This window comes from Frigoribacterium sp. VKM Ac-2859, assembly GCF_013204925.1.
GTDB lineage: Bacteria > Actinomycetota > Actinomycetes > Actinomycetales > Microbacteriaceae > Frigoribacterium.
In genome coordinates this window covers 1,038,943-1,062,615 of record NZ_JABMLC010000002.1, presented here as the reverse complement: position 1 = coordinate 1,062,615, position 23,673 = coordinate 1,038,943, and the positions used below count along the sequence as shown (strand labels likewise).

The 23,673-nt window shown below is 73.6% G+C and carries 21 protein-coding genes; 16 read left to right on the top strand and 5 right to left on the bottom strand.

The window, feature by feature from the left end; all coding sequences use genetic code 11:
- Positions 1-2 precede the first annotated feature (2 nt).
- The 3 genes from HQQ78_RS12845 to HQQ78_RS12835 all read right to left on the bottom strand — a co-directional run bounded on the left by HQQ78_RS12845 (position 3) and on the right by HQQ78_RS12835 (position 2,438).
- Positions 3-722 carry a hypothetical protein gene (locus tag HQQ78_RS12845; protein ID WP_173153771.1) on the bottom strand — a complete coding sequence of 240 codons (720 nt, stop codon included), beginning with the start codon at positions 720-722 and terminating at the stop codon, positions 3-5.
- A 130-nt stretch (positions 723-852) separates the two neighbouring features.
- Positions 853-1,473, bottom strand: coding sequence for a DUF3887 domain-containing protein (locus HQQ78_RS12840; protein ID WP_173153768.1), 621 nt, complete (start codon positions 1,471-1,473; stop codon positions 853-855).
- Between the two features lie 98 nt (positions 1,474-1,571).
- Positions 1,572-2,438 (bottom strand): AraC family transcriptional regulator, encoded by an 867-nt coding sequence (locus HQQ78_RS12835; protein ID WP_043594638.1) that lies wholly within the window; start codon positions 2,436-2,438, stop codon positions 1,572-1,574.
- A gap of 92 nt (positions 2,439-2,530) precedes the next feature.
- On the opposite strand from HQQ78_RS12835, the gene HQQ78_RS12830 reads away from it, so the two are divergent.
- From HQQ78_RS12830 to HQQ78_RS12800, 7 genes are all read left to right on the top strand, one after another.
- On the top strand, positions 2,531-5,974 hold the full coding sequence (locus HQQ78_RS12830) for a DUF5107 domain-containing protein (RefSeq protein ID WP_173153765.1): 3,444 nt from the start codon (positions 2,531-2,533) through the stop codon (positions 5,972-5,974).
- Positions 5,975-5,990: 16 nt separating this feature from the next.
- On the top strand, positions 5,991-6,998 hold the full coding sequence (locus tag HQQ78_RS12825) for a substrate-binding domain-containing protein (protein WP_173153762.1): 1,008 nt from the start codon (positions 5,991-5,993) through the stop codon (positions 6,996-6,998).
- Between the two features lie 77 nt (positions 6,999-7,075).
- The gene (locus HQQ78_RS12820) at positions 7,076-8,620 is read left to right on the top strand and encodes a sugar ABC transporter ATP-binding protein (RefSeq protein WP_216844338.1); all 1,545 of its coding nucleotides are present in this window, start codon (positions 7,076-7,078) and stop codon (positions 8,618-8,620) included.
- A gap of 14 nt (positions 8,621-8,634) precedes the next feature.
- Positions 8,635-9,684 (top strand): ABC transporter permease, encoded by a 1,050-nt coding sequence (locus tag HQQ78_RS12815; protein WP_173153759.1) that lies wholly within the window; start codon positions 8,635-8,637, stop codon positions 9,682-9,684.
- Between the two features lie 3 nt (positions 9,685-9,687).
- Positions 9,688-10,869 (top strand): zinc-binding dehydrogenase, encoded by a 1,182-nt coding sequence (locus tag HQQ78_RS12810; protein WP_216844337.1) that lies wholly within the window; start codon positions 9,688-9,690, stop codon positions 10,867-10,869.
- Complete coding sequence (locus HQQ78_RS12805; RefSeq protein WP_173153756.1) at positions 10,866-11,834, top strand: hypothetical protein; 969 nt, start codon at positions 10,866-10,868, stop codon at positions 11,832-11,834. Before HQQ78_RS12810 ends, HQQ78_RS12805 begins: the two co-directional genes overlap by 4 nt.
- A gap of 288 nt (positions 11,835-12,122) precedes the next feature.
- Positions 12,123-13,046: an EamA family transporter gene (locus tag HQQ78_RS12800; RefSeq protein ID WP_173153753.1), complete on the top strand. Its 924-nt coding sequence runs from the start codon at positions 12,123-12,125 to the stop codon at positions 13,044-13,046.
- A gap of 35 nt (positions 13,047-13,081) precedes the next feature.
- Here the strand turns inward: HQQ78_RS12800 and HQQ78_RS12795 are convergent, their stop codons facing one another.
- Positions 13,082-13,420, bottom strand: coding sequence for a hypothetical protein (locus tag HQQ78_RS12795; RefSeq protein WP_173153750.1), 339 nt, complete (start codon positions 13,418-13,420; stop codon positions 13,082-13,084).
- Between the two features lie 226 nt (positions 13,421-13,646).
- Here HQQ78_RS12795 and HQQ78_RS12790 point away from each other — a divergent pair, with 226 nt between their 5' ends.
- The 6 genes from HQQ78_RS12790 to HQQ78_RS12765 all read left to right on the top strand — a co-directional run bounded on the left by HQQ78_RS12790 (position 13,647) and on the right by HQQ78_RS12765 (position 20,495).
- Complete coding sequence (locus HQQ78_RS12790) at positions 13,647-14,573, top strand: phosphate/phosphite/phosphonate ABC transporter substrate-binding protein (RefSeq protein WP_173153747.1); 927 nt, start codon at positions 13,647-13,649, stop codon at positions 14,571-14,573.
- A 109-nt stretch (positions 14,574-14,682) separates the two neighbouring features.
- Positions 14,683-15,507: a phosphonate ABC transporter ATP-binding protein gene (gene phnC / locus HQQ78_RS12785; protein WP_173153745.1), complete on the top strand. Its 825-nt coding sequence runs from the start codon at positions 14,683-14,685 to the stop codon at positions 15,505-15,507.
- Positions 15,504-17,234, top strand: coding sequence for a phosphonate ABC transporter, permease protein PhnE (gene phnE, locus HQQ78_RS12780; protein ID WP_173153742.1), 1,731 nt, complete (start codon positions 15,504-15,506; stop codon positions 17,232-17,234). Before phnC ends, phnE begins: the two co-directional genes overlap by 4 nt.
- The gene (locus HQQ78_RS12775; RefSeq protein WP_173153739.1) at positions 17,231-18,535 is read left to right on the top strand and encodes a TIGR03364 family FAD-dependent oxidoreductase; all 1,305 of its coding nucleotides are present in this window, start codon (positions 17,231-17,233) and stop codon (positions 18,533-18,535) included. The genes phnE and HQQ78_RS12775 overlap by 4 nt, the downstream gene beginning before the upstream one ends.
- Positions 18,532-19,299 (top strand): phosphonatase-like hydrolase, encoded by a 768-nt coding sequence (locus tag HQQ78_RS12770; RefSeq protein WP_173153736.1) that lies wholly within the window; start codon positions 18,532-18,534, stop codon positions 19,297-19,299. The genes HQQ78_RS12775 and HQQ78_RS12770 overlap by 4 nt, the downstream gene beginning before the upstream one ends.
- Entirely contained in the window at positions 19,296-20,495 is a 1,200-nt protein-coding gene (locus HQQ78_RS12765) for an alcohol dehydrogenase catalytic domain-containing protein (protein WP_371740446.1), read from the top strand. The genes HQQ78_RS12770 and HQQ78_RS12765 overlap by 4 nt, the downstream gene beginning before the upstream one ends.
- Before the next feature lie 108 nt (positions 20,496-20,603).
- On the opposite strand, the gene HQQ78_RS16205 is transcribed toward HQQ78_RS12765, so the two are convergent.
- Positions 20,604-21,353 (bottom strand): GntR family transcriptional regulator, encoded by a 750-nt coding sequence (locus tag HQQ78_RS16205; protein WP_173153733.1) that lies wholly within the window; start codon positions 21,351-21,353, stop codon positions 20,604-20,606.
- A gap of 191 nt (positions 21,354-21,544) precedes the next feature.
- Between HQQ78_RS16205 and HQQ78_RS12755 the strand changes: the two genes are divergently transcribed.
- Genes HQQ78_RS12755 through HQQ78_RS12745 form a run of 3 tightly spaced genes read left to right on the top strand, consistent with a single transcriptional unit; the run spans position 21,545 to position 23,666 of the window.
- A complete protein-coding gene (locus HQQ78_RS12755; RefSeq protein WP_173153730.1) occupies positions 21,545-22,474 on the top strand; it encodes a helix-turn-helix transcriptional regulator in 930 nt (309 codons plus the stop codon).
- Positions 22,471-22,701 carry a hypothetical protein gene (locus tag HQQ78_RS12750; RefSeq protein ID WP_123571394.1) on the top strand — a complete coding sequence of 77 codons (231 nt, stop codon included), beginning with the start codon at positions 22,471-22,473 and terminating at the stop codon, positions 22,699-22,701. Before HQQ78_RS12755 ends, HQQ78_RS12750 begins: the two co-directional genes overlap by 4 nt.
- Positions 22,698-23,666: an aldo/keto reductase gene (locus HQQ78_RS12745; RefSeq protein ID WP_123571393.1), complete on the top strand. Its 969-nt coding sequence runs from the start codon at positions 22,698-22,700 to the stop codon at positions 23,664-23,666. The genes HQQ78_RS12750 and HQQ78_RS12745 overlap by 4 nt, the downstream gene beginning before the upstream one ends.
- Positions 23,667-23,673 lie beyond the last annotated feature (7 nt).

The following is a 23,673-nucleotide window of genomic DNA, read 5'->3' as shown; positions in this document are numbered from 1 at the left end:
GATCAGCGGCCCCGCAGGGCGCGCATCGTGGGTGCGGCGATGGCCCCGGCGACAAGGGCTGAGGGCCACGGGACGACCGTGACGGCAGCCAGGACGACGGCGGCGAGACAGGCGCCGACGACGGCGACCAGTCCGATCGTCCGCGACCGGCGCGCCACGGGACGGTCGATCCGAGGAGCATCGTCGGTGGAACGCGGGCGATCGTCCGGCGACGAGCCGTCGGGGGTCGTGACGCCGGCGCGCGGCCGGCCGACCCCCAGGGCGACCCCGACTGCGACCAAGAGGCCGACCACACCGAGTGCGACGAGGGACGCGATGCCCGGGTCCGGTGCCGACCAGGGATCGCTCGTGGCGAGTGAGGGCGCGACGAGCAGCGGTAGTGCACCGGCCAGGACGAGAGTCAGCCCGGCCAGGGCGCCGACCGTCGATCGGTGTCCGAGCTTGACCGAGTCGCTGGTGACGCGGGCCAAGGCCAAGAGCAACCAGGTGGCGACGGCGGGGACCGCGACGGAGGCGACCGTGACGGCCAGGGGGCGGACGGTGGTGACGTCTCCTGCAGACCACTGGTTGGCTACTTCGGCGGGAAGGCGTGGGGCCCACGAGACCACCGTGGCCACTCCGGCGACGATGGCGCCCGCGAGGGGCAACTGCACGAATGCCCAGAGTCGATCGCGCCGGATCTCGACGTCGTCGAGGTGTCTGTTCTCGGTGAGAGCGGTCATGCTGATCCTCCGGCCTGGTCGCTGTCCTTCCGCATCCGCTGACACGCTGTCAGGACTGCGAGGAGGCTGTCAACCGCATCTTTCGCATCTCCTCCGCGAGGAGGAGGTGTGGCGCACGTGGCTGCACACGTCATGACGAGGCAGCGGGGTCGAGGAGGAAGAGCCCGGCCAGACGACCGTCGGGGTGGCACGAGACGCGACCGACCATGTCGCCGGCCTCGAAGTGGAGGGGGACGTCCACGACGGTGAAGTCGCCGGAACGACGCGCCGTGGGCGTGCCGCTCGACTCGAACGCCCCGACGGAACCGAGGATGTGGCTCCACACGTCGCCGAGCTGCGTCGGGCCCATGGCTCTTTTCATCTCGTCGTCGAAGAGGGTGTGGACCTCGTCGGGGCGACCCGTGCTGAGCAGGTCGAAGACGGTCGTCGCCCGCTCGACGGAACCCGACGTGACGTCCTTCTCGAGCGGGCGTCCCGTCCTCGGGTCGATCACCTGGCCGAACCTCTGGTATGCGGCTTGACGTGAGATGGACATGACGTCTCCTACTTCCTGCCAGGTCGCCCCGGCATCGCGGGCATCGGTCACGAGGGCCGTGAGGACCGCCTCGAGGTCGGCCTTCATGCCCGCCGCGCGCTGTACCGCGGCGAGGGTCGAGGACCGATCGTGTCGACCGTGCACCGACGCCGCGAGACCCTGGACCCGGGCGAGAAGGCTCGCGAGCAGGGACGGGGTGCGGGAGGGGGTCGACATGTGTAAAGACTAGGTTGACGCAAGTTGAGGCGTCAAGTGCGGGTTTCGTTGTGGCGACCGTCGATGACGGCGGTATCCGGCACCCGACGGCGGACGGCTCAGCCCTTCCGCTGCGCCCGGTACGCCGTCGGTGAGACCCCGTGGACGGCCTTGAACTGGCGGGCGAAGTAGAAGGGGTCGACGTAGCCGACGCGCTCGGACACGAGGCCGACCGGCGAGTCGGTCGTGTCCAGCAGCTCGCGGGCCCGCGCCATGCGCAACTGGGTCTGGTACCGCAGCGGCGTGACGCCGGTCTCGCGGCGGAAACGGGTGGCGAAGTGCGAGGGGCTCAGCCGGGCCATCGCGGCGAGCTCGTCGACCGAGACGCGCTCGGTGACGTGCTGGCGCAGGTACTCCTGGGCCTGACCGACCGCGGACACCCGTGGTGCCCCGGCCGTCCGCTCGGACGACACGAGCGCCATGAGGTGCCACGCGGCTCCCGAGGCGGCCAGGGCGCTGGCGAAGGTCTGGTCGCGCTCCATGGCCTGGACGACCTCCTCGACCAGGGCCACGATGCGGTAGACGTCCGACAGCTCGCGCACCGGGGCGCCGGCCCGGACCCCCGCGACGCGGAGGAACTCGGCGAGGTCGTGCCCGGCCACGTGCAGCCACCAGAGGGTCCAGGGGGTGGCGTCGTCGGCGCCGTAGGCGTGCGCGACGCCCGGGGGCACGATCACGACCTGCCCTGACCGCACGGGGTGTCGCACCCCGGCGACCTCGCACCAGCCCGAACCCCGGGTGCAGACCAGCACCACGCACTGGTCGACGCCGTCGGGCCGGGTCATGCCGTGCGCCCGGGCCCGGGGGAAGTAGCCCGCGTCGGTGACGACGAGGTGGGACGTGCCCGGCCGCGAGAGGGCGGCCCGCACCCGGGGTCGGGGCATGACGAGCAGGCGTTGACCGGGGAAGCCGTCCTCGAGGAGCATGCGGACGAGTCTGGCCCGCCGCAGTGGTTTCGTCCAGGCAGTCGGCAGGATCGGTCGTTCCGACGGGCTCGGGGCCTCCGTACGCTCGGACCATGCTCACCGCCGAGTCGAAGATGGCTCTTCCCCCCGTGCCCACTGATCAGGCCGACGCCGGAGTCGCCGTCTGGTCGGAACCCCTCGTCCTCGACACCTACCTGCCGGGCGAGCCCGACCGGTACCCCGCCTTCCTCGACGCCCGCGTCTACCAGGGATCGTCCGGGCGGGTGTTCCCGTTGCCGTTCCACGAGCGCATCTCCGCCGAGAAGCGGCCGCACGAGTGGCAGGCCGTCCACCTCGAGAACCGCTGGCTGCGCCTGGTGATCCTGCCCCAGCTCGGCGGACGGCTGCACGTCGCCTACGACAAGACCGCCGACTACGACGTCTTCTACCGCAACAACGTCATCAAGCCGGCCCTGGTCGGCCTGGCCGGTCCGTGGATCTCGGGCGGCGTCGAGTTCAACTGGCCGCAGCACCACCGCCCCGCGACCTTCCTGCCGACCGACGTGTCGATCGAGCGCGAGGCCGACGGGGCGGTGACGGTGTGGTGCTCCGACCACGACCCCTTCGCCCGGATGAAGGGCATGCACGGCATCCGCCTGCGCCCTGACTCGTCGCTCATCGAGGCCAGGGTGCGCCTCTTCAACCGCAGCGACGAGACGCAGACCTTCCTCTGGTGGGCCAACGTCGCCGCCGCCGTGGGCGACGACTACCAGTCGTTCTTCCCCACCGACGTGCGGCACGTGGCCGACCACGCCAAACGGGCCGTCGTGACCTTCCCCCGGGTCGAGGGCGACTACTACGGCGTCGACTACCCGGCCCGCGTCGACGACGAGCACCCCGACGCCGACCGCCTCGACTGGTACCGCAACATCCCCGTGCCGACCTCGTACATGGTGACCCACACCGACGACGACTTCTTCGGCGGCTACGACCACGGGCGCCGCGCGGGCTTCGTGCACTGGGCCGACCGGGCCATCTCGCCCGGCAAGAAGCAGTGGACCTGGGGCGACGCCCCCTTCGGCCACGCCTGGGACGCGAACCTCACCGACGGCGACGGCCCCTACGTCGAACTGATGGCCGGCGTGTACACCGACAACCAGCCCGACTTCTCGTTCCTCACCCCGGGCGAGACGAAGACCTTCAGCCAGTTCTGGTACCCGATCACCGACATCGGTCCCGCCCACCAGGCGACCCGTGACGCGGCCCTGCGCGTCGAGCAGCTCGACGACACCGCCGGGGCCGGGAACGTCCTGCGCATCGGTCTCGCCGTCACGGCCGTCCACCCGCGGGCCGAGGTCGTCGTCCGCACGGTCGACGGCACCGTCCTCGACTCGGTCACGGTCGACGTCGAACCCGGCCTGCCGTCGGTGCTCGACCGGTCCCTGCCGGCGGGCGTCCTCCTCTCCGACGTCGTCGTGGAGGCGCGCTCCGCCGGACGCACGCTCGTCACGGTGCTCGGCGCCACGGTCCGGGCGAGCCTCGACGCGGTGGACGCGGCCGGCACCCCGGAGCCCGGCGCCCCCGAGATCGCCGCCCCCGAGGCCGCCGTCGCCCCGCCCGCCCCCGCCGACGTCGAGACCGTCGAGGAGCTCTTCCTCATCGGCCAGTACCTGCGGCAGTACCGTCACGCGACCCGCTCGCCCGAGCCCTACTGGCGTGAGGCGCTCCGCCGCGACCCGGGCGACGTGCGGAGCAACGTCGCCCTGGCGACCCTCCTCCACGCCGCGGCCCGCTACGACGAAGCCCTCGTGCTCCTCCGTGTCGCGGTGGGCCGTCAGTCGGCCTGGGCGCCGAACCCGGCCGACGGCGAGGCCCTCTACCGTCTCGGACTCACGCTCCTGCGCCTCGGGCGAACCCCCGAGGCGAAGGAGGCGCTGGAGAAGTCCGCCTGGAACGCCGCCTGGGTGGCTCCCGCGTCGCTGGCCCTGGCCCGGCTCGCCGGTCCGGCCGACCCCGTCCGGGCCGAGGCCCTGCTGCGCACGGCCCTGTCGCACGGCACCGACAACCTGCAGGTGCGCGACCTGCTCGCGCTGACCCTGCGCGGCCTCGGCCGACACGACGAGGCGGACCGGCTGCTCGCCGAGACCCTCGAGCTCGACCCGCTCGACCAGTGGGCGCGACACCTCGCGGGCCGACGCCTCACGGACGACGCCCCGACGCTGCTCGACGTCGCGCTCGAGTACGGCTCGTCCGGGCACGTCGACGAGGCGCTCCGCGTCCTCGACCTCGCCCAGGGGGCCGTCGCGTCCACCGCGCTCGGGCAGGTGGCCGTCGGTCCGCTGCTCGCCTACCACCGCGCCTCCTCGTTGGCGAGGACCGGCCGCGTCGACGAGGCGCGCCGGGCACTCGCCACGGTCCACGCCCTCGACGCGACCAACTGCCTGCCCTCGCGCCTCGACGACGTCGCCGCCCTGCTCGACGCGGTCGCCCTCGAGCCGGCCGACGGCCTCGCCTGGTCGCTGCTGGGCAGCTGGTGGTACGACCGGGGCCGCGGGCAGGACGCCGTCGACGCGTGGCGACGAGCCGCCGCGACCGACCTGGACGACGCGCAGGCCGCCGTCGTGCAGCGGAACCTCGGCGTGGCCGCCTACAACGTGCTGGCCGACCCCGACCTCGCGGCACGTCACTACGACGACGCGCTGCGCGTCCGTCCCGACGACTCCCGGCTGCTCTTCGAGTCCGACGAGTTGGCCGGGCGGCTGGGGGCGTCCGCCGACGACCGGCTGGCCGAGCTCGAGTCACGGATCGACCTCGTCGCCGAGCGGGACGACCTCTGCGTGGTGCGCGCCCGACTGCTCACCGAGGTGGGACGTCCGGACGACGCGCTCGCCGTGCTCACCTCGCGCAGCTTCCAGCCCTGGGAGGGCGGCGAGGGCCAGGTGCTCGGCGCCTGGGACGACGCGTGCCTCGCCGTGTCCCGTCGGGCGCTGGCCGAGGGCGACGCCGACCGGGCGCGGTCCGCCGTCGAGGCCGCCCTCACGCCACCCGCCACCCTCGGCGAGGCACGGCACCCGCTCGCCACCACGGCCGAGCTGCACCTGGCCCTCGGCGACGCGCTCGCCGCGGCGGGAGACGCCGACGCCGCCCGGACCGCCTGGTCCGAGGCCTCCCGGTCGACCGGCGACTTCGCGGGGATGGCCACGCAGGCCTTCACCGAGCGCAGCGCGGCCACCGTCCGTGCCCTCTCCCGTCTGGGCGAGGCCGACCGGGCGGCCGACCTGCTGGGGGACTTCGACTCGTACGTGGACGAGCTCTCGCGCACACCGGGCGAGGTCGACTACTTCGCCACCTCGCTACCGTCGATGCTGCTCTTCCACGACGACCCGCAGGACGTGCGCGACGCCGAGGTGGCGACCCTGCGCCGCGTCGTCGCCGCCCTCTCGGCCGAGCTCGGGGTCACGACCGACCCGACCCGCGCCTCCTCCGACCCGACCCGCGCCTCCTCCGACCCGACCGCACCCGTGGTCACGCCCGGCGACGACGCCGTGCGCTCCTAGAAAGGAACCCCGACCCATGTCACCCATCACCAGGACCCGACGGCGCGTCCTCGCCGTGGCCGCCGCGCTCGCCGCGTCGGTCGCGCTCGCGGGCTGCTCCATCCCCAGCGCCGACGGAGGCGACGGCGGCACCGAGCGCATCGGCGCCCTCTACCTCGACTCCCAGGGCTTCTACGGCGGCGTCAAGAAGGGCGTCCAGGACGCCGCGGACGCCGACTCGAAGAACGTCGACTTCCTCGAGTCCACCTCGGCGGGCGACGTGTCGAAGGAGAGCTCGTTCATGAACACGCTCACCTCGTCGGCCGTCAGCGCCATCATCCTGTCCGCGGTCTCGACCGACGGCAGCGTCCCCGCGGTCCGGCAGGCCAGCGAGGCCGGCATCCCGGTCATCTGCTACAACACCTGCGTCAGCGACGACGCCGTCGACCAGTACGTCACGGCGTGGGTGCTGGGCGACCCGCTGAAGTTCGGCGGCGACCTCGGGAAGCAGGCCGCGGCCTACTTCACCGAGGCCGGCATCACGGCGCCCAGGATGGGCGTCATCAACTGCGAGCAGTACGAGGTCTGCCAGCAGCGCTACAAGGGCTTCTCCGAGGCGCTGACCGCGGCCCTGCCCGGCACCGTGTTCGTCGCCAACCAGGAAGGCGCCGAGGTCGACACCGCCGTCTCGACCGCCGAGCAGATGCTCAGCGCGAACCCCGACCTCGACGGTCTCTACGGTGAGGCGGGCGGCGCGACCGTCGGCGCCTACAAGGCCGTGCAGACCCGAGGGCTCGTCGGTCAGGTCGCCGTCTTCGGTTCGGACATGACGAGCGACATCGCCGCCGAGCTGGCCGACGGTTCGGTGCTCAAGGCCGTCGTCGACATCAGCGGCATCGCGGCGGGCAAGCTCGCCTTCGCCGCGGCCCAGGACGCCATCGACGGCACGACGCCCGACGAGAAGGTCGTGGCCGCACCGATCGACCTGTACCTGCCGGCCGACGCCGCCGGGTGGACCGAGACCCACCCCGACGGCCTCCCCTGATCGGCGCCGGGGGCCCCGGCACGACGCCGGGCCCCCGCCGCCCCTCACCCCGTCCCCTCGATCCCAGGAGGATCCCCTTGTCAGAGTCGACAGCTCCCATCCCGGACGCGCCGCTCGATCCCGCCCGTGACCGCGGCGCCCCCATCGCCGAGGCCCGCGGCGTCAGCCAGGTCTACCCCGGCGTCACCGCGCTCGACGGAGTCGACTTCGCCGTGCACGCCGGCGAGGTGCGGGCGCTGCTCGGCCAGAACGGTGCCGGCAAGTCCACGCTGATCCGGCTGCTGAGCGGGGTCGAGACCCCCACGACCGGCGAGGTCCTGCTCGGTGGCGTGCCGCTCGGCGCCGGCGGCGTGACCGCGGCCGCCGCAGCCGGCGTCGCCACGTGCTACCAAGAGCTCAGCCTCGTGCCCGGCGTCACCGTGGCCGAGAACCTGGCCATGGGCCGGTGGCCGCGCGGCCGCTTCGGCATCGACACCCGGGCCATGGTCGAGCGGGCCCGTGCCACCTTCGACCGCCTCGGCGCCGACATCGACGTGCACGCCGAGGTCGCCGGGCTGACCCTCGCGCAACGGCAGATCGTCGAGATCGGCCGGGCGTTGCAGGACGACCCGCGCCTCCTCATCCTCGACGAGCCCACCAGCGCGCTCGCCGCCGCCGAGGTCGACCTCGTGCTCGACACGGTCAAGCGCCTCGCGGCGCAGGGCGTCGCCGTGCTCTACGTCAGCCACCGCATGGACGAGATCCGGCAGATCGCCGACACGGCCACGGTGATGCGCAACGGGAAGGTCGTCGAGACGGTGTCGATCGCCGGCAGCGACACCGCCCACATCATCGAGCTGATGATCGGCGCCGACCCCGGGGAGCGCGCCGTCGCCACGCGCCCCGTCACGAGCGGCGAGGTGCTGCTCGCCGTCACCGACCTCGAGGTCGCCCCGAAGCTCTCGGGCGTCACCTTCGAGGGTCGGGCCGGCGAGGTGCTCGGCATCGCCGGCCTGCTGGGTTCGGGACGCACCGAGCTGCTCCAGGCGATCGCGGGGTTCCGTCCGGCGACCGGGGGCACGATCGCGATCGCGGGCTCCGTCGTCGACCGGCCCAGCGCCTCCCGCATGCTCGCGCTCGGGGTCGGCATGACGCCCGAGGACCGCAAGGGCCGCGGCGTGATCCCCGGCCTCGGCATCGACGAGAACATCGTCATGAGCGACTTCGGCCGCGTGACCCGAGGAGGCGCGCTGTCGTCGGGTGCGATCGCGACGGCCACGAAGGCGCTCGCCGAGCGTCTGAACATCAAGGCGCACGACCTGGGCCGGCCGATCGGCACGCTCAGCGGCGGCAACCAGCAGAAGGCGGTCATCGCGCGGTGGCTGCACGCCGACAGCCGCGTGCTGCTGCTCGACGAGCCGACGCGGGGCGTGGACGTCGAGGCGAAGGCGCAGATCTACGAGATCATGCGCGCCGTCGCCGACACCGGCAAGCTCGTCGTCTTCGTCTCGAGCGAGATCGAAGAGCTGCCCCTCGCCTGCGACCGCGTGCTCGTGCTGCGCGACGGCGGCCTCCGCGAGGAGTTCCGCGCCCCCGACATCTCCCTGCCCGTGCTGCTCCAGGCCTCCATGGTCTCGAGCTGAAGAAGGACGACCCGATGACCACCACACTCGACCCCACGACCACCCCGACCGGCGGACCAGGAGGCGCGCCTCGCGACTCCGCGCTCGGTCGCGTCCGTGACGCCTTCCGTCGCAACACCACGCTCGTCAACATCGTCGGCCTGCTGGTCGCGATCGTGCTGCTGTACCTCTACCTGATGTTCAACGCGGTCGGCTTCTTCACCGTGGCGAACCAGAGCGGCCTGCTGCGCGACGCCGCGCTGATCGGCATCGCCGCCACCGGCATGACCCTGGTGATCATCGCCGGCGAGATCGACGTGAGCACCGGCCCCGCCGTCGCGCTCTCGTCGGTGATCGTCGCCGTCGCCATGACCCAGTGGGGGCTGCCCGCCCTGCTGGCGATCCTCATCACGCTCGTGGTCGGAGCCGGTTGGGGCGCCCTCGCCGGCGTGCTGCGGGCGAGGTTCCTCGTGCCGTCGTTCATCGCCACCCTCGGGCTCTGGAGCGTGCTGCGGGGTCTCGGCCAGTTCGGCACCGATGCCCTGCCCGTGCCGCTGCCGCTCGACGACCCGGTCATGCCGTTCCTCACCGGCACGGTGTTCGGCGTCCCGACGCCCGCCGTCGTGATGATCCTGGCCTTCCTCGTCTTCGCCTTCGTCGCCCGCAAGACCGCGTTCGGCCGCTCGGTCTTCGCGATCGGCGGCAACGCGGCGGCCGCCCGGCTGGCCGGCATCAAGGTGGCCCGGGTGCGCATCGTGCTGTTCGCGATCATGGGCACGCTCGGCGCCCTCAGCGGCGTGCTGCTCGCGGCCCGCCTCGGCTCGGGCAACGCCGGCGCCGCCAACGGCCTCGAGTTCGACGTCATCGCCGCGGTCGTCATCGGCGGCACCGCGATGTCGGGCGGCCGGGGCAGCCTGATCGGCACCTTCCTGGGCGTGATCTTCATCACCCTCATCGGCAACGGGCTCGTGCTGCTCGGCGTCGACTCCTTCCTGCAGAGCGTCGTCCGCGGTGTCATCATCGTGCTCGCCGTGCTGCTCAACGTCACCCTGTCCCGCAAGCGCGGGTCGATCGAAGAGAGCTAGGCCATGACCACCACCGCACCCTCCACCACCGCGTCCTCCGCCGGGGACGCGACCCGCGCCTCCTCGTCCCCCTCCGGCACCATGCAGGGCGTGTTCCTTCCCGGCGACGGCACCGCCGAGCTGCGGACGCACGACGTGCCGACGCCCGGCCCCGGGCAGGTGCTCGTGCAGGTCGGCGCGAGCGGCATCTGCGGCAGCGACATCGGCTTCATCTACCACGGCTACAAGACCCACAAGGGCCTCGACGGCGCCCCCGCCTACCAGGGCGTCGTCGCCGGCCACGAGCCGAGCGGCCGCATCGTCTCGGCGGGCCCCGGGGTCACGCGCTTCGGCGTCGGGGACGACGTCATCGTCTACCACATCCAGGGCTGCGGACGCTGCCGCAACTGCCGCTCGGGCTACTTCATCAGCTGCACCGACCAGCCGAACAAGGCGTCGTACGGCTGGCAGCGCGATGGCGGCCACGCCGAGTACGTCCTGGTCGACGAGTCGACCTGCGTGCCGTTGCCCGACGGGCTGTCGTTCGTCGACGGCGCCCTGATCGCCTGCGGATTCGGCACCGCCTACGAGGGCCTGCGCCGCACCGGCGTGCACGGCGGGGAGGACCTGCTCGTCGTCGGCCTCGGGCCGGTCGGCCTCGCCGCGGCGATGCTCGGCCGCATGCTCGGTGCCCGCCGGGTGATCGGCGTCGAGCGGTCGCCCGAGCGCATCGAGTTCGTCCGGGCGACCGGCCTGGTCGACGACGTCGTCCTCGCCGACGGCGACGCGGTCGCGAACGTGCTGGCCCTGACCGACGGCGTCGGCTGCCAGGTCACGGTCGACTGCTCGGGCAGCACGCCCGGCCGCCTGACCGCGGTCGAGGCCGCGGCCGAGTGGGGTCGCGTCGGCCTGCTCGGCGAGGGCGGGCGTCTCGAGACCGAGGTCTCGGACACCCTGCTGCACAAGCAGCTCACCCTCACGGCGTCGTGGGTCACCTCGGTGCAGGGCATGGAGGACGTCGCGCGCATGATCGCCGCGGACGGCCTCAGCCCCGAGGTCGTCGTCTCGCACCGGCTCCCGCTAACCGACGCCGACGAGGCGTACCGGATCGCCGCGGCCGGGGCCACGGGCAAGGTCGTGCTGATCCCGGCGGGTGCGCCCGTGCGCGAGGAGGCCGGCGCGCGCGAACCGGCTCCGCGCGCGTGACGTCCCGGCCGGTCGTCGTCGAGGCGGGCACGTCCGAGCTGCCGCTGCTGCGGGTGACGACGCCCGACCTCGAGCTCGTCTTCGCACCCACCCGGGGCGGTCGGTTGCTGTCGCTGGTGGCCCACGGCCGCGAGCGGCTCTGGCGCGACCCGGATCTGGTCGACGCCGACCTCGCACCGGTCGTCCCCGTGGCCGCGTGGCCGGCGGGCGACGACGACATGTCGACCTGGGCCAACGTCGGCGGCTCGAAGACCTGGCCGGCGCCGCAGGGCTGGTCGGGCCCCGACGAGTGGGCCGGCCCGCCCGACCCCGTGCTCGACTCGGGGCCGTGGGCGGTCGGGTGGCAGCTCGACGACGGGGCCGCGACCGTGGTGCTGACCAGCGCCGACGACGCCCGCTCGGGTCTCCGCGTCGAGCGCCGCTTCACGGTGCCCGCCGTCGGTGCCGGGTTCCGCCAGACGGCGACCTTCACCAACGTCTCGGACGTCCCGCGCACCTGGTCGATCTGGGAGGTCTGCCAGGTCGACACCCGAGGAGGCGCGGGTCGCCCCCTCGAGGACGCCGCGGTCGTCGTCGCCCACGCCGCGCCTCCCGTCGAGCTCGACCTCGGCGGCTGGGAGGGCGACGTCACGTCGTCGCGCCACGGGGACGACGTGCTGCTGCCGGTCGGGACCGGCGTGGCCAAGCGCGGCTACCCCGAGGCGTCGGGCTCCGCGGCCTACCGCGACCCCGACGGCACCACGCTCACGCTCGCCACCGAGCCCGCGGCCGGGGGCACCTGGCCCGACGGCGGGTCGAAGGTCGAGATCTGGCTGCAGCGCCCCACGGCGTCGGCGATCGGCGAGCTGGGCGACCTGCACCCCTCGGCGCACCTCGTCGAGCTCGAGGTGCTGGGGCCGCTCGTCACCCTCGCGCCGGGCGAGGCCACGAGCCTCGACGTCGCGTGGTCGGTGCAGCAAGGCTGAGCCGCTCCCGATCCCGTTCCGGCCATCGCCCTCGCACCCGATTTCGAACGATGCACCCCGAAGCTTCCGGGTGCATCGTTCGAAACCGGGTGCAGCGCGGCACGGTTCACCTCCCGGACACCCGCCGCCCCTACGCTGACCGCGACAGCGCCTAGGGTTCCGGGGTCCCACGATCCGACTGGTCCGAGCGGCGCCACGGTCGGGCGCCATCGCCGGGCCGTCATCTGAACGGACAAAAGCCTGGAGGACCCGTTCGGCGCGCCCCGCGCCGAGCCGATGGGTCCTCGCATGTCCACCACCGCCCTCCTGCTCGTCCTCGCCGCCGCCGTCTGCCACGCCGGCTGGAACGTCGTCGCCCACGGGGTGAGCCGCCTCGGCACCCCCTTCCTCTGGTGGGGAGCCGTCGCCAGCACCGTGCTCTGGCTGCCGGTCGTCCCCTTCACGGGCGGTCTCGGGGCGAGCGTCGGCGGCCTCGCGGTCGGGGCGGGCGTCTCGGCCGTGCTGCACGTCGTCTACATGACGGTGCTGCAGCGCGGCTACGCGGTCGGCACCCTGTCGACCGTCTACGCCACGGCACGCGGCAGCGGCCCGGCGGTCAGCGCGGGTCTCGCCGTCCTGCTGCTCGGCGAGCAGCTCTCGGCGACGGCCGTGGTGGGCATCGCCGTGGTGGTCGCGGGGGTGGTGGCGACCGGACTGATCGACCGGCGGCCGACCGGCTCTCCGGCGCCGCGCCTCCTGCACGGGCCGTCGACCGCGTCGACACCGGCCGCCCCCGGCCCGGCGCGCCGTCGCCTCGACCCGGGCATCGCCTGGGGCCTGCTCACCGGCCTCGCCATCGCGAGCTACACGATCTGGGACGCCCACGCCCTGCGCACCTGGGGCCTCTCGCCCGTGTCGTTCATGGTCGGCGTGACGCTCGTCGAGGTCCTCTTCTACAGCGCGACGCTCGGTCGGCGTCGGGGCGAGCTCGTCGCCGTCGCGCGTGCCCACTGGCCGCGCGTGCTGGCCTTCGGGGTGCTGTCGCCGCTGTCGTACATCCTCGTGCTGACGGCGATCCGGACGGCGCCGGTCGCCCTCGTCGCCCCGGCCCGCGAGACGAGCGTGGTGATGGTGGCCGTGTTCGGGGCGCTCGTCCTGCGTGAGGGCTCGCTCGTGAAGCGGCTCGCGACCTCGGGCGTCGTGCTCGGGGGCATCGCCCTGCTCGCCCTCTGACGGGCGTCGCGCAGGCCGAGGAGGCGCGGGTCGGCCTAGAGGAACCCGGTCACCGCGACGGCGACCGCGGCCAGCAGCGCGACGGCGGCGAGCACCTTCGACGACCCCATGACGAGTCGGCGCCTCGGCCCACCGTCGTACGGCTCGTCGTCGGCGTCGCGCAGTTCGGGCGGGAGCTCGGCCTCACGGCGTCGGCGCTCCTGCTCGAGGCGGGCGGCCCGTTCGGCCCGCGCGACGCGCTCGGCCTCGTGTTGCCGAGCCTGCTCGGCCTCGCGGTCACGGGCGACGAGCAGCTCGAGTTCGCGGTGGGCCTCGTCCGACCAGGTCGCGAGGTCGTCGCCGGGGGAGTCGGGGGTGCCGTCGTCGTGTCGCATGCGGAGGCCTTCGTCGCGGGAGCAGGGCGGGGTGGTGGTCCGAGGGTAGACCGCCGCACCTGGACCCGCCATGGCCGGGACGGCACCCCGTCCCGCCCCGCGGGCGGCTCGCCCAGGTTAGGCAGACAAGAGGTGAACTCTCGTTGAACGGGCCTAAAGATAGGTTCCTATGTCGGTCGGGCGCGTGCCACCATCGTCACGTCCTGCTCCCACCCGAAAGGCCGTCATGACCCTCCGCCGTCCCCGCGCCGCGACCGCCCTCGTCGGCGCCGCCCTGCTCGCCGTCACGCTGTCCGCCTGCTCGACCCCCGCCTCCTCGGCCACCGGCTCGTCCGACGCGGCCGGTGGCTACGCGGTCGACGACGGCACCCTCGTCTTCGGCGTCGTGCCCGACTCGGTCGACACCGAGACGAACTACCAGCCGCTGATGGACTACATCGCGAAGGAGACCGGCAAGACGGTCGAGTACCACGAGTCGACGGACTACGCGGCCCTGATCGAGGCGAGCATCGCCGGCCAGGTCGACGTCGCCTCGTTCTCGGGCTTCACCTACGTCACCGCCACGAACAACGGTGCCGAGCTCACCCCGATCTCGTCGATCACCACGGCCGAGGGCCAGGAGCCCGGCTACTACTCGCAGGCCATCGTGCCGAAGGGCAGCGACATCACGTCGATCGCCGACATGAAGGGCAAGAAGATCTGCTTCGTCGACCCGTCGTCGACGTCGGGCTACCTCTTCCCGAGCTACGCGCTGCTCGAGGCCGGCATCGACCCCGAGAAGGACATCACCCCGGTCTTCGCGGGCAAGCACGACGTCAGCGTGCAGAAGGTCGGCGAGGGCACCGAGTGCGACGCCGGCTTCGCCGAGGACAGCGAGGTCGAGAAGAGCGACGCCGTCGAGATGATCGACGAGCAGATGGTGCCCGGCGCGCCCATCGTCGAGTCGGACTCGCTGCCCGACGACGTCAAGGCCCAGCTCAAGGACATCCTCTCGAACGTCACCGCCGACGACATGGTCGCCGCGGGCATCGAGGGTGCCGACAGCGAGGGCTTCCGCAGCGTCTTCTTCCAGACGACGCCGGTCGACGACGCGTACTACGACCAGATCCGCGACATCTGCGAGAAGACGAACGCGTCGCAGTGCAAGGCCTGACCCGCACGACGTAGCACCTCCCCACCCCGGGAACCCGCCGGGACCCTCGCGCGCGCGTGGGGGTCCCGGCGACGTCCCGGGGCCCGAGCACGACGAACCGGAGACGAACATGAACCCGCACACCGCCCCCGCCGAGACCGTCGTCCGGCTCGAGGGCATCACCAAGCGCTTCGGTGAGACCCTCGCGCTCGACGACGCCTCGGTCAGCGTCCGACGCGGCGAGGTCGTCGTGCTGCTGGGCCTCTCGGGCTCGGGCAAGTCCACCCTGCTGCGTCACGTCGACGGCCTCGAACGGCCGACCGACGGCCGCGTCACGGTGCTCGGCAGCGAGGTCACCGAGCTCACCGGGCGGGCCCTGCGGCGGCTGCGCAGCGAGGTGGGGTTCATCTTCCAGCAGTTCGAACTCGTGCCGTCGCTGACCGTGCTCGAGAACGTCCTGACCGGCTCGCTCGCCACCGTGCGCGGGCCCCGCCTCGGGCTCTGGTCGTACGGCCGGGCCGCGAAGGCCGAGGCGCTCGCCCGGCTCGAGCGCGTCGGCCTGCTCGACCGGGCCTACCAGCGCGCCGACACCCTCTCGGGCGGCCAGCAGCAGCGCGTCGCCATCGCCCGGGCCCTCATGCAGCGCCCCCAGGTGCTGCTCGCGGACGAGCCCGTCGCCTCGCTCGACCCCGAGTCGAGCGACCAGGTGATGGCGTTGATCCGCGAGATCGCGGCCGACGAGGGCCTCACCGTCATCTGCAGCCTGCACCAGGTCGACCTCGCCCTCTCGTGGGCCGACCGCATCGTCGGGCTGCGCCACGGTCGGGTCGTGCTCGACACCGGGACCGAGGGCCTGTCGAAGGCCCAGGTGATGGAGATCTACGGCCGCGTCGCCACGAGCACCGACCAGATGGCAGCCATCGAGCTCGAGCTCACCGGGGACGCCGTCCGATGACCGCCGTCACCGAGCGCCCGCGCACGACCGGGGCGGCCCCCGCTCCCGTCACCGCGCCTCCTCGTCGCCGGGTCCCGCCCGAGCGCGTCGCGGCGGGCCTCACCCTCGTCGCCCTGCTGGTCGCGAGCCTCGTGGCCCTGCGCAGCGTCGACATCGACCCCGCGCGGATGCTGCAGAGCTGGGCCAACGCCGAGCGGTTCTTCGGCCGCGTCGGGGCGATCGAGTTCCCCCCGCTCGGCGAGTTGTTGCAGCTCACCGCCCTCACGCTCGGCCTCGTGATCTGCGGCACCCTGCTCGCCGCCGTCCTGTCGGTGCCGGTCGCCGTGCTCGCGGCCTCGAACACCACCCCCGGCCCCGCGTGGCGTGCGGCCGCCCGCTTCGTGACGGTGCTCGCCCGGGCCGTGCCCGACGTCGTGCTCGCCATGGTGTTCGTGCTGCTCTTCTCGCTCGGCACGCTGCCCGGCATCCTGGCCATCGGCCTGCACTCGGTCGGCATGATCTCGAAGCTCTTCGCCGACGCGATCGAGCAGATCGACGAGGGTCCGCGCACCGCCGTCCGTGCCGCCGGGGGCAGCCGCCTCCAGCAGTTCACCGCCGGCGTGCTGCCCCAGGTGCTGCCGTCGTGGGTGGCGACCGTGCTGCACCGCAACGACATCAACCTCCGCGGCAGCGTGATCCTCGGCTACGTCGGGGTCGTCGGCCTCGGCATGGAGATGTCGTTCGCCTTCAAGTCGCTCGACTACGGACTCGGCCTCGGCTACGCCCTCGTCATCTTCGTGCTCTGCGTCGTGATGGAGATCGTCTCGAGCAGCGTCCGCGCCACCATGCTCGGCATCGCGCCGACCGGCCGCGGTCTCGGCGACCGCGTCGTCCGACGGGCCACCAGGAGGCGCGGTGCCGGTCACCCCGTCCCGTCGCGTCCCGTGCCCGCCACCGTCGAGTCCGCGCTCCGCCGACCGTGGGACCGCGGCCGTCGGCGCACCGTCGCGTGGGGGTGGCTCGCGGTCGCCGTGGTCGTCGCGAGCATCGCCGTCTGCGACATCGCCTGGTCCGACCTCGTCACCGTCTGGGCGAAGGTGCCCGCCGTCGCGACGCAGTTCTGGCCGCCGTCGTTCGGCAGCTACGAGGCGTCGACGATGGTCGCCGCCATGGGCGAGACGATCGCCATCGCGCTGGCCGCGACCGTGCTGACCCTCGTCGCCTCGATCGTGGTCGGGTCGCTCGCGGCCCGCAACGTCGCCCCGAGCCGAGGGGTGCGCAGCGGCATGCGCCTGCTGCTCGTCGGCATCCGCGGGGTGCCCGAGGTGATCCTCGCCATCGTGCTGATCGTCGTCACCGGGCTCGGCACGCAGGCCGGCACCCTCGCCCTGGCGCTCGGCGGCGTCGGGTTGCTCGGCAAGCTGCTCGCCGACTCGTTCGAGGAGGTCTCGCCCGGCCCCGAGCGCGCCCTCTCGGCCACCGGGGCGAGTCGCGTGCAGGTCTACGCCGGGGCGACCCTGCCGCAGGGCACCCGCGCCCTGATCGGGCACACCTTCTACATGCTCGACACCAACCTGCGGGCCGCGACGCTGCTCGGCATCGTCGGTGCCGGGGGAGTCGGCTACTACCTGCTCAACGCCAGCCAGGGCTCGAACTACGGGACGGTCACGGCGATCGTGCTGATGATCCTCGTCACGGTCCTGGTCGTCGAGGGGCTCGCCATCTGGATGCGGAGGGTCTTCCGATGACCGCGACACACGACACGGCCCGCGGCACGGCCCGTCACACCGCTGCCCCGACCGCGGCGGCAGGGCACGCGGCGGCACCGCACGACGTGGTCGTCGTCGGCTCGGGCATCGTCGGCCTCGGTGCCGCCCTCGCCGCCGTCGACCGGGGGCACTCGGTGCTGGTCGTCGACCGCTCCCCGGTGATCGGCGGTTCCACCGTGCGGAACTTCGGCCACCTCTGCCTCACCCCGCAGAGCGGCGAGGCCCGCCGCCACGCCCTCGCCGCCCGCGAGCTCTGGCTGCGGCTGGCCCGCGACGCCGGCTTCTGGCTGTCCCGGCGCGGCACCCTCGTCGCCGCCCGACACGTCGACGAGCTCGACCTGCTCGACGAGCTGGCCCTCGCCCGCACCGACCGCGTGCTGGGCGACCGGCCCGAGATCGAGCGGCTCGACGCGGCCGAGCTGTCGTCGCTGGCCCCGGTCGCTCCCGGTGCGGTCGTCGGCGGCGCCCTGCTCCCGTACGACCTGCAGGTCGACCCGAGGGAGGCGGCCGACGCGATCCGCCGGCACCTCGAGACGCGAGGGGTGCGCTTCCTGACCCGCACCTCCGTGGGGTCGGTCACGTCGGGACGGGTCGAGACGAGCCGCGGTCCGATCGACGCCGGAACGGTCGTCGTCGCGACCAACCACGACCTCGACCAGCTGCTGCCCGACCTCGCCGACCGACACGCCCTCGAGCGCTGCGGCCTCGACATGCTGCGGGTGCGGGCCGACCTCGTCCGTCCGCTCGTCGCCCCGCTGCTGACCGGCTGGTCGCTGATCCGCTACAGCGCGTTCGCCGGCACCGGAGCGGCCGACGCGGTGCGGTCCCGACTGCACGCCGAGCGCCCGGACCTGGCCGCGATGGACCTCAACCAGATGTACACGCAGCTGCCCGACGGGTCGGTGATCGTCGGGGACAGCCACCGGAAGGGCGCCGCGATCGCGCCGTTCCAGGACGAACGGATCGCCGACGCCTTCCTCGACGAGTTCCGCGTGCTGTTCGGCGCCGAGCCGGTGGTCACCGAGCGGTGGCAGGGCGTCTACGCCTCGGGCCGCGACGAGTTCGTCGTCGACGAGGTCGCCCCGGGCGTGCTCGTCACGGTCGTCTCGACCGGCATCGGCATGACCACGGGGCTCGGTCTCGCCGAGCACGTCGTCGGGGCGCACCTCGACGGCGGGCGCGACCGGGCGCTCGACCGCCCCGCCCCGACCTCGACCGCCCTGACCTCGACCGTCTCCTCGCCCCTCACCTCGCCCCTCACAGAGAGCCTCACCGCATGAGCACCACGACCGCCACCACCCCCGCCTCGTCCGGCACCCCCGCCGCCGAGGCCGCGACCCCGATCGAGCTCGTCGTGCTCGACATGGCCGGCACGACCGTCGTCGACGACGGCGTGGTCGAGCAGGCCTTCGCCCGCGTCGCCGACCGGGTCGACCTCGGCCCGACGCTGAGCCGCGACGAGGCCCTGCAGTACGTCCGCGACACGATGGGCCGCTCGAAGATCGAGGTCTTCCGGCACCTCACCGGGGGTGACGAGGCGCTCGCGCAGCGCGCGAACGACGAGTTCGAGGTGGCCTACGGCGAGCTCGTCGACGAGTCGGGAGTCGAGCCGATCGAGGGCGCGGACGATCTCGTCGACGCCCTCCGCGCCTCCGGGGTCTCGGTCGTCCTGACCACGGGCTTCTCGCCCGTCACGCGCGACCGCCTGCTCGACGCGCTCGGCTGGACGGTCGACGCCGCCCTCTCGCCCGTCGACGCCGGCCGCGGCCGCCCCGCACCCGACCTCGTGCTGACCGCGCTGCTGCGCACCCGTGCCTCGTCGGTCGCCGCCGTCGCGGTCGTCGGCGACACCGTCAGCGACGTCCTCTCGGGGCGCTCCGCCGGTGCGGGCCTCGTCGTCGGCGTGACGACCGGCGCGCACACCCGCGAGCAGCTGCTCGCCGCGGGGGCCGACGTCGTGCTCGAGAGCGTCCGCGACCTCGTCGGGCTGCCGGCGTTCGCCGGGGTCGCGGCCGCCGGCGCGTCGACGACCGCGGTCGCGTGACCACCGCCCTGCCGCGGACGGGGGTGCCGCCGCGGACGACGGACCAGGAGGCGCGGGTCGCGTCCGTGACGGACCCCACCTCCCCGGCCGCGCTGCCCCTCGACCCGGCCCCGACCGCCATGGTGTGGCTCGAACCCGGCCGTCCGCACGAGGCCGTCGCGGTGCCCTCGGTCGTCCTCGCGCCCGGCGACGCCCTCGTCGAGGTCGAGCTGGCGACGATCTGCGGCTCGGACGTGCACACCACCCGGGGCGACCGGAGCGCGCCCGCCCCGCTCGTCCTCGGACACGAGCAGGTCGGTCGCGTGGTCGCCCTCGGGCCGGGGGCGGTCGCCGTGGACGGGACGCCGCTCGCCGTCGGGCAACGCGTCGTCTGGTCGCTGACCGTCTCGTGCGGTCGGTGCGCCACCTGCCGGCGCGACCTGCCGCAGAAGTGCGAGTCGGTGCGGAAGTACGGGCACGAGCGGCTCGTCACGGGCTGGGAGCTCAGCGGCGGCTTCGCCACGCACGTGCACGTACGGTCGGGCACGGCGATCGTCCCGGTCGAGGCCGACCTGCCCGCCGAGCTGGTGGCCCCCGTGTCGTGCGGCACGGCGACGGCCGTGGCGGCCCTCGACGCCGCCTCGGCGATCGTGCCCCTGGACGGTGCCGTGGTGCTCGTCACGGGGGCCGGGCTGATCGGCCTCACGGCGACCGCGCTGGCCACCGACGCCGGGGCCCGGGTGGTCGTCGTCGACCCCGATCCCGCCCGCCGTCGACTCGCCGTCCGCTTCGGCGCGGTCGCGACGGTCGACCCGTCGGCTGCCCCCGACGCGGACGACGGCCTCAGCACCGCGTTCTCGGTCGCGGGCGGTGCCCCGCTCGTCGCCGTGGAGGCCTCGGGGTCGCCGCACGCCGTGGCCTCGGCGCTCGCCGCGCTGGGCGTCGGCGGCGTGGCCGTGCTGGTCGGCAGCGTCTTCCCCGCCCCGGCGGTGCCGCTCGACGCCGAGAGCGTCGTCCGGCGTCTCGTGACCCTCCGCGGCGTGCACAACTACGCCCCGCGGCACCTCGTCGAGGCCGCCCGCTTCGTCGAACGGAGGCACGCGGCCTGGCCGCTCGACGCCCTCGTGGGCGAGGTCGTCGCCCTGCGCGACCTCGACGCCGGGATCGCGGCGGCCGCCGCCGGCGGGTCGGTGCGGGTGGGCGTCCGACCGGAGTGAGCGGGGGTGGTGGCGGCCTGCGGTGGCTGCCCCGCGCCTCCTGCGTCCTGCCTCCTGCGTCCTGCCTCCTGCGTCCGCGGACGCGGGAGGGGGGCGGGTCGGTGGCGCTCAGGGGCCGATCGCGCGGATGAAGTGGTCGCCCTCGCGGGCCCGGCCCGACGCCGAGACGGTGAAGCGGACGATGTCGCTGCGGTACCGGTCGTCCGAGGCCTCGAAGGTGCGGCCGTCGGGGCCGCGCGTGATGCGGTGCAGCCGCAGGATCGGCGTGCCGGGCTCGACCCCGAGCAGCTCGGCGTCGAGCTCGTCGGCGGCGACCGCGTCGATCTCGTGGTCGATGTCGGCGTAGCCGAAGCCCCGCGAGTCGAGGTACTCGGTGATCGACACCGTGTCGAGGTCGACGTCGAACAGCACGCGGCCGACCTCCTCGATGAAGGTCAGGCGCTCGAGCATGGTCGGGCGGCCGTCGACGAGTCGCAGCCGGACGACGTCGACCACGAGGGCGCCCGGCTCGATGCCGAGCGACCGTGCCTTGTCGTCGTCGGCGCGGCGCAGCGACACCTCCTGCGTGCGGGCGCCGGGCTTGCCGCCGACGTCGCGCACCCACTTGGTGAAGGGGATCGACACGTCGACCGGGTGGTGCGCCTTGCGCGCGACGACCCGCGCCGGGCGGCCGCGCCGGGTCTCGACCAGGCCCTCGGAGCGCAGGGCGGCGAGGGCGTTGCGGATCGGCCCGCGGGAGGTGCGCCACTGCTCGGCCAGCTCGCCCTCGCTCGGCACGTCGTCGCCGACCGCGAGGTCGCCGCTCAGGATGCGCCGCCGCAGGTCGTCGGCGATCTGCTCGTAGAGGGTCGAAGGCACGTGCGGATCTTACCGAGCGGTGCGGTCGGGCTCGTCATGGGCCCCGTCCGCGACGACGAACCCCGTTCGCGAAGGAGAACCCCGTTTCATCGGGGTTCTCCTTCGCAAACGGGGTTCGTCCCGTCGTCGCGCCGAGGGGGTCACCACCAGGGCTTCCCACCGCGACGCGCCCCTGTCGTAGCGTCGTGGGCATGGACACCGAGAGCGAGATCCGCGACTTCCTGACCAGCCGACGGGCGCGGGTGCGGCCCGAGCAGGTCGAGCTGCCGGGCGGCCCCGGACGCCGCGTGCCCGGACTGCGGCGGAGCGAGGTGGCGCTGCTCGCGGGCGTCAGCGTCGAGTACTACACGCGGCTCGAACGCGGGCGCCTCGGCGGGGTGTCCGAGGTCGTGCTCGACTCGCTCGCGACCGCCCTGCTGCTCGACGACGCCGAACGCGAGCACCTGTCCGACCTCGCCCGCGCCGCGAACGAGTCGCCCGTGCGCGCCCGGCGTCGACGCCGTCCGCCCGAGACCGTCTCGCGCAGCATGCAGCTCGTGCTCGACGCCGTGACGGCCGGGCCCGCGTTCGTCCGCAACGGCCGCATGGACGTCCTGGCCGAGAACGCGCTCTTCCGCGCGCTCTACTCCGACCTCTACGCCCTCGACGAGCGGCCGGTCAACCTCGCCCGCTTCGTCTTCCTGCACCGCGAGCAGGCCGAGGCCTTCTACCCGTCGTGGTCGGTGGCCGCCGACATCAACGTCGCGATCCTGCGCACCGAGGCCGGCCGCGATCCCCACGACCGCGCCCTCCACGACCTGATCGGCGAACTGTCCACCCGCAGCGACGAGTTCCGCGTGCGCTGGGGCGCCCACGAGGTGCGCCACCACACGTCCGGCCAGAAGCGCTTCCACCACCCGGTCGTCGGTCAGCTCGACATGGTCTACGAGGCCATGGAGCCGATGGGCCGCCCGGGCCTGAACTTCCTCGTCTACAGCGCCGAGCCCGGCTCGCCCACCGAGGAGCGCCTCCGCCTCCTCGCCAGCTGGGCGGCGCCGCAGGCCGACCCGGCGGTCGTCCGCGCCGACGCCCCGGACCGACCCGACGTCGCGAGCGGACCGCGCGAGGCGGCCGGATCGTGAGTCGCCTCGCGATGTGGTGGCGCGCCTCCTGCGAGATCTCCGACCTCACGCGCGACCGAGAGCAGGAGGCGCGGGTGCTGGACGAGATGGCGGTGCGTCTCCAGCCGGGCCCCTGGGCGATCGCCGCGCTCTTCCACCGCCGCGCGCCCGGCGCGACCGACGCCGCAGAGGCCTCCGCCACCATGGAGAACCAACCACCCCCGAACGCCGAGGAGGCGCGACCGTGAAGTACACCCGTCTGGGCACCACAGGGCTGAAGGTCAGCCGCATCGGCCTCGGCTGCATGAGCTACGGCGACCCCACCCGGGGCCTGCACTCGTGGACGCTCGACGAGGCGGCCTCGGCACCGTTCTTCCGCCAGGCCGTCGAGCTCGGGGTCACCTTCTGGGACACCGCGAACGTCTACCAGCAGGGCACCGGCGAGGAGTTCGTCGGCCGCGCGATGCGCGAGTACTCCCGCCGCGAGGACGTCGTGCTGGCGACGAAGGTCAGCGGTCGCATGCACGACGGTCCGGGGGGAGCGGGGCTGTCACGCGGGGCGATCCTCGAGCAGGTCGACGCGTCGCTCACGCGACTCGGCACCGACCACGTCGACCTGTACCAGATCCACCGCTTCGACCCCGAGACCCCGGTGGAGGAGACGATGGAGGCGCTCCACGACCTGGTCCGGGCAGGCAAGGTCCGGTACACGGGCGCCTCGAGCATGTTCGCCTGGCAGTTCGCGAAGATGCAGACCGCCGCCGTGGTCAACGGCTGGACGCCGTTCTCGACCATGCAGGACCAGTACAACCTGCTGAAGCGCGAGGAGGAACGCGAGATGATCCCGCTCTGCGCCGACCTCGGCGTCGGACTCGTGCCCTACTCGCCGCAGGGCAAGGGACGGCTGACGCGACCGCGTGGCGCGACCACCGAGCGGTCCGCCGTCGACGAGGTCGCGAAGGCCTTCGACGCCGACGAGGACGGCCCGATCATCGACGCCGTCGAGCAGGTCGCCGCCGAGCACGGGGTGTCGATGGCCCAGGTCGCCGTGGCGTGGGTGCTGCGGAACCCCGTCGTCTCGGCCCCCATCGTCGGCGCGACGAAGCCGCACCACCTCGCCGACGCCGTCGCCGCCCTGGACGTCGAGCTGACCGACGACGACGTCCGCCGCCTCGAGGAGCCCTACCGGCCGCAGTCACCGTTCTGGTGGTGAGGCGCCC

Coding starts and splice junctions, on each gene's coding strand:
- HQQ78_RS12845 (WP_173153771.1), bottom strand. CDS start 722: ATGACCGCTCTCACCGAGAACAGACACCTCGACGACGTCGAGATCCGG.
- HQQ78_RS12840 (WP_173153768.1), bottom strand. CDS start 1,473: ATGTCGACCCCCTCCCGCACCCCGTCCCTGCTCGCGAGCCTTCTCGCC.
- HQQ78_RS12835 (WP_043594638.1), bottom strand. CDS start 2,438: ATGCTCCTCGAGGACGGCTTCCCCGGTCAACGCCTGCTCGTCATGCCC.
- HQQ78_RS12830 (WP_173153765.1), top strand. CDS start 2,531: ATGCTCACCGCCGAGTCGAAGATGGCTCTTCCCCCCGTGCCCACTGAT.
- HQQ78_RS12825 (WP_173153762.1), top strand. CDS start 5,991: ATGTCACCCATCACCAGGACCCGACGGCGCGTCCTCGCCGTGGCCGCC.
- HQQ78_RS12815 (WP_173153759.1), top strand. CDS start 8,635: ATGACCACCACACTCGACCCCACGACCACCCCGACCGGCGGACCAGGA.
- HQQ78_RS12810 (WP_216844337.1), top strand. CDS start 9,688: ATGACCACCACCGCACCCTCCACCACCGCGTCCTCCGCCGGGGACGCG.
- HQQ78_RS12800 (WP_173153753.1), top strand. CDS start 12,123: ATGTCCACCACCGCCCTCCTGCTCGTCCTCGCCGCCGCCGTCTGCCAC.
- HQQ78_RS12795 (WP_173153750.1), bottom strand. CDS start 13,420: ATGCGACACGACGACGGCACCCCCGACTCCCCCGGCGACGACCTCGCG.
- HQQ78_RS12790 (WP_173153747.1), top strand. CDS start 13,647: ATGACCCTCCGCCGTCCCCGCGCCGCGACCGCCCTCGTCGGCGCCGCC.
- phnC (WP_173153745.1), top strand. CDS start 14,683: ATGAACCCGCACACCGCCCCCGCCGAGACCGTCGTCCGGCTCGAGGGC.
- phnE (WP_173153742.1), top strand. CDS start 15,504: ATGACCGCCGTCACCGAGCGCCCGCGCACGACCGGGGCGGCCCCCGCT.
- HQQ78_RS12775 (WP_173153739.1), top strand. CDS start 17,231: ATGACCGCGACACACGACACGGCCCGCGGCACGGCCCGTCACACCGCT.
- HQQ78_RS12770 (WP_173153736.1), top strand. CDS start 18,532: ATGAGCACCACGACCGCCACCACCCCCGCCTCGTCCGGCACCCCCGCC.
- HQQ78_RS12755 (WP_173153730.1), top strand. CDS start 21,545: ATGGACACCGAGAGCGAGATCCGCGACTTCCTGACCAGCCGACGGGCG.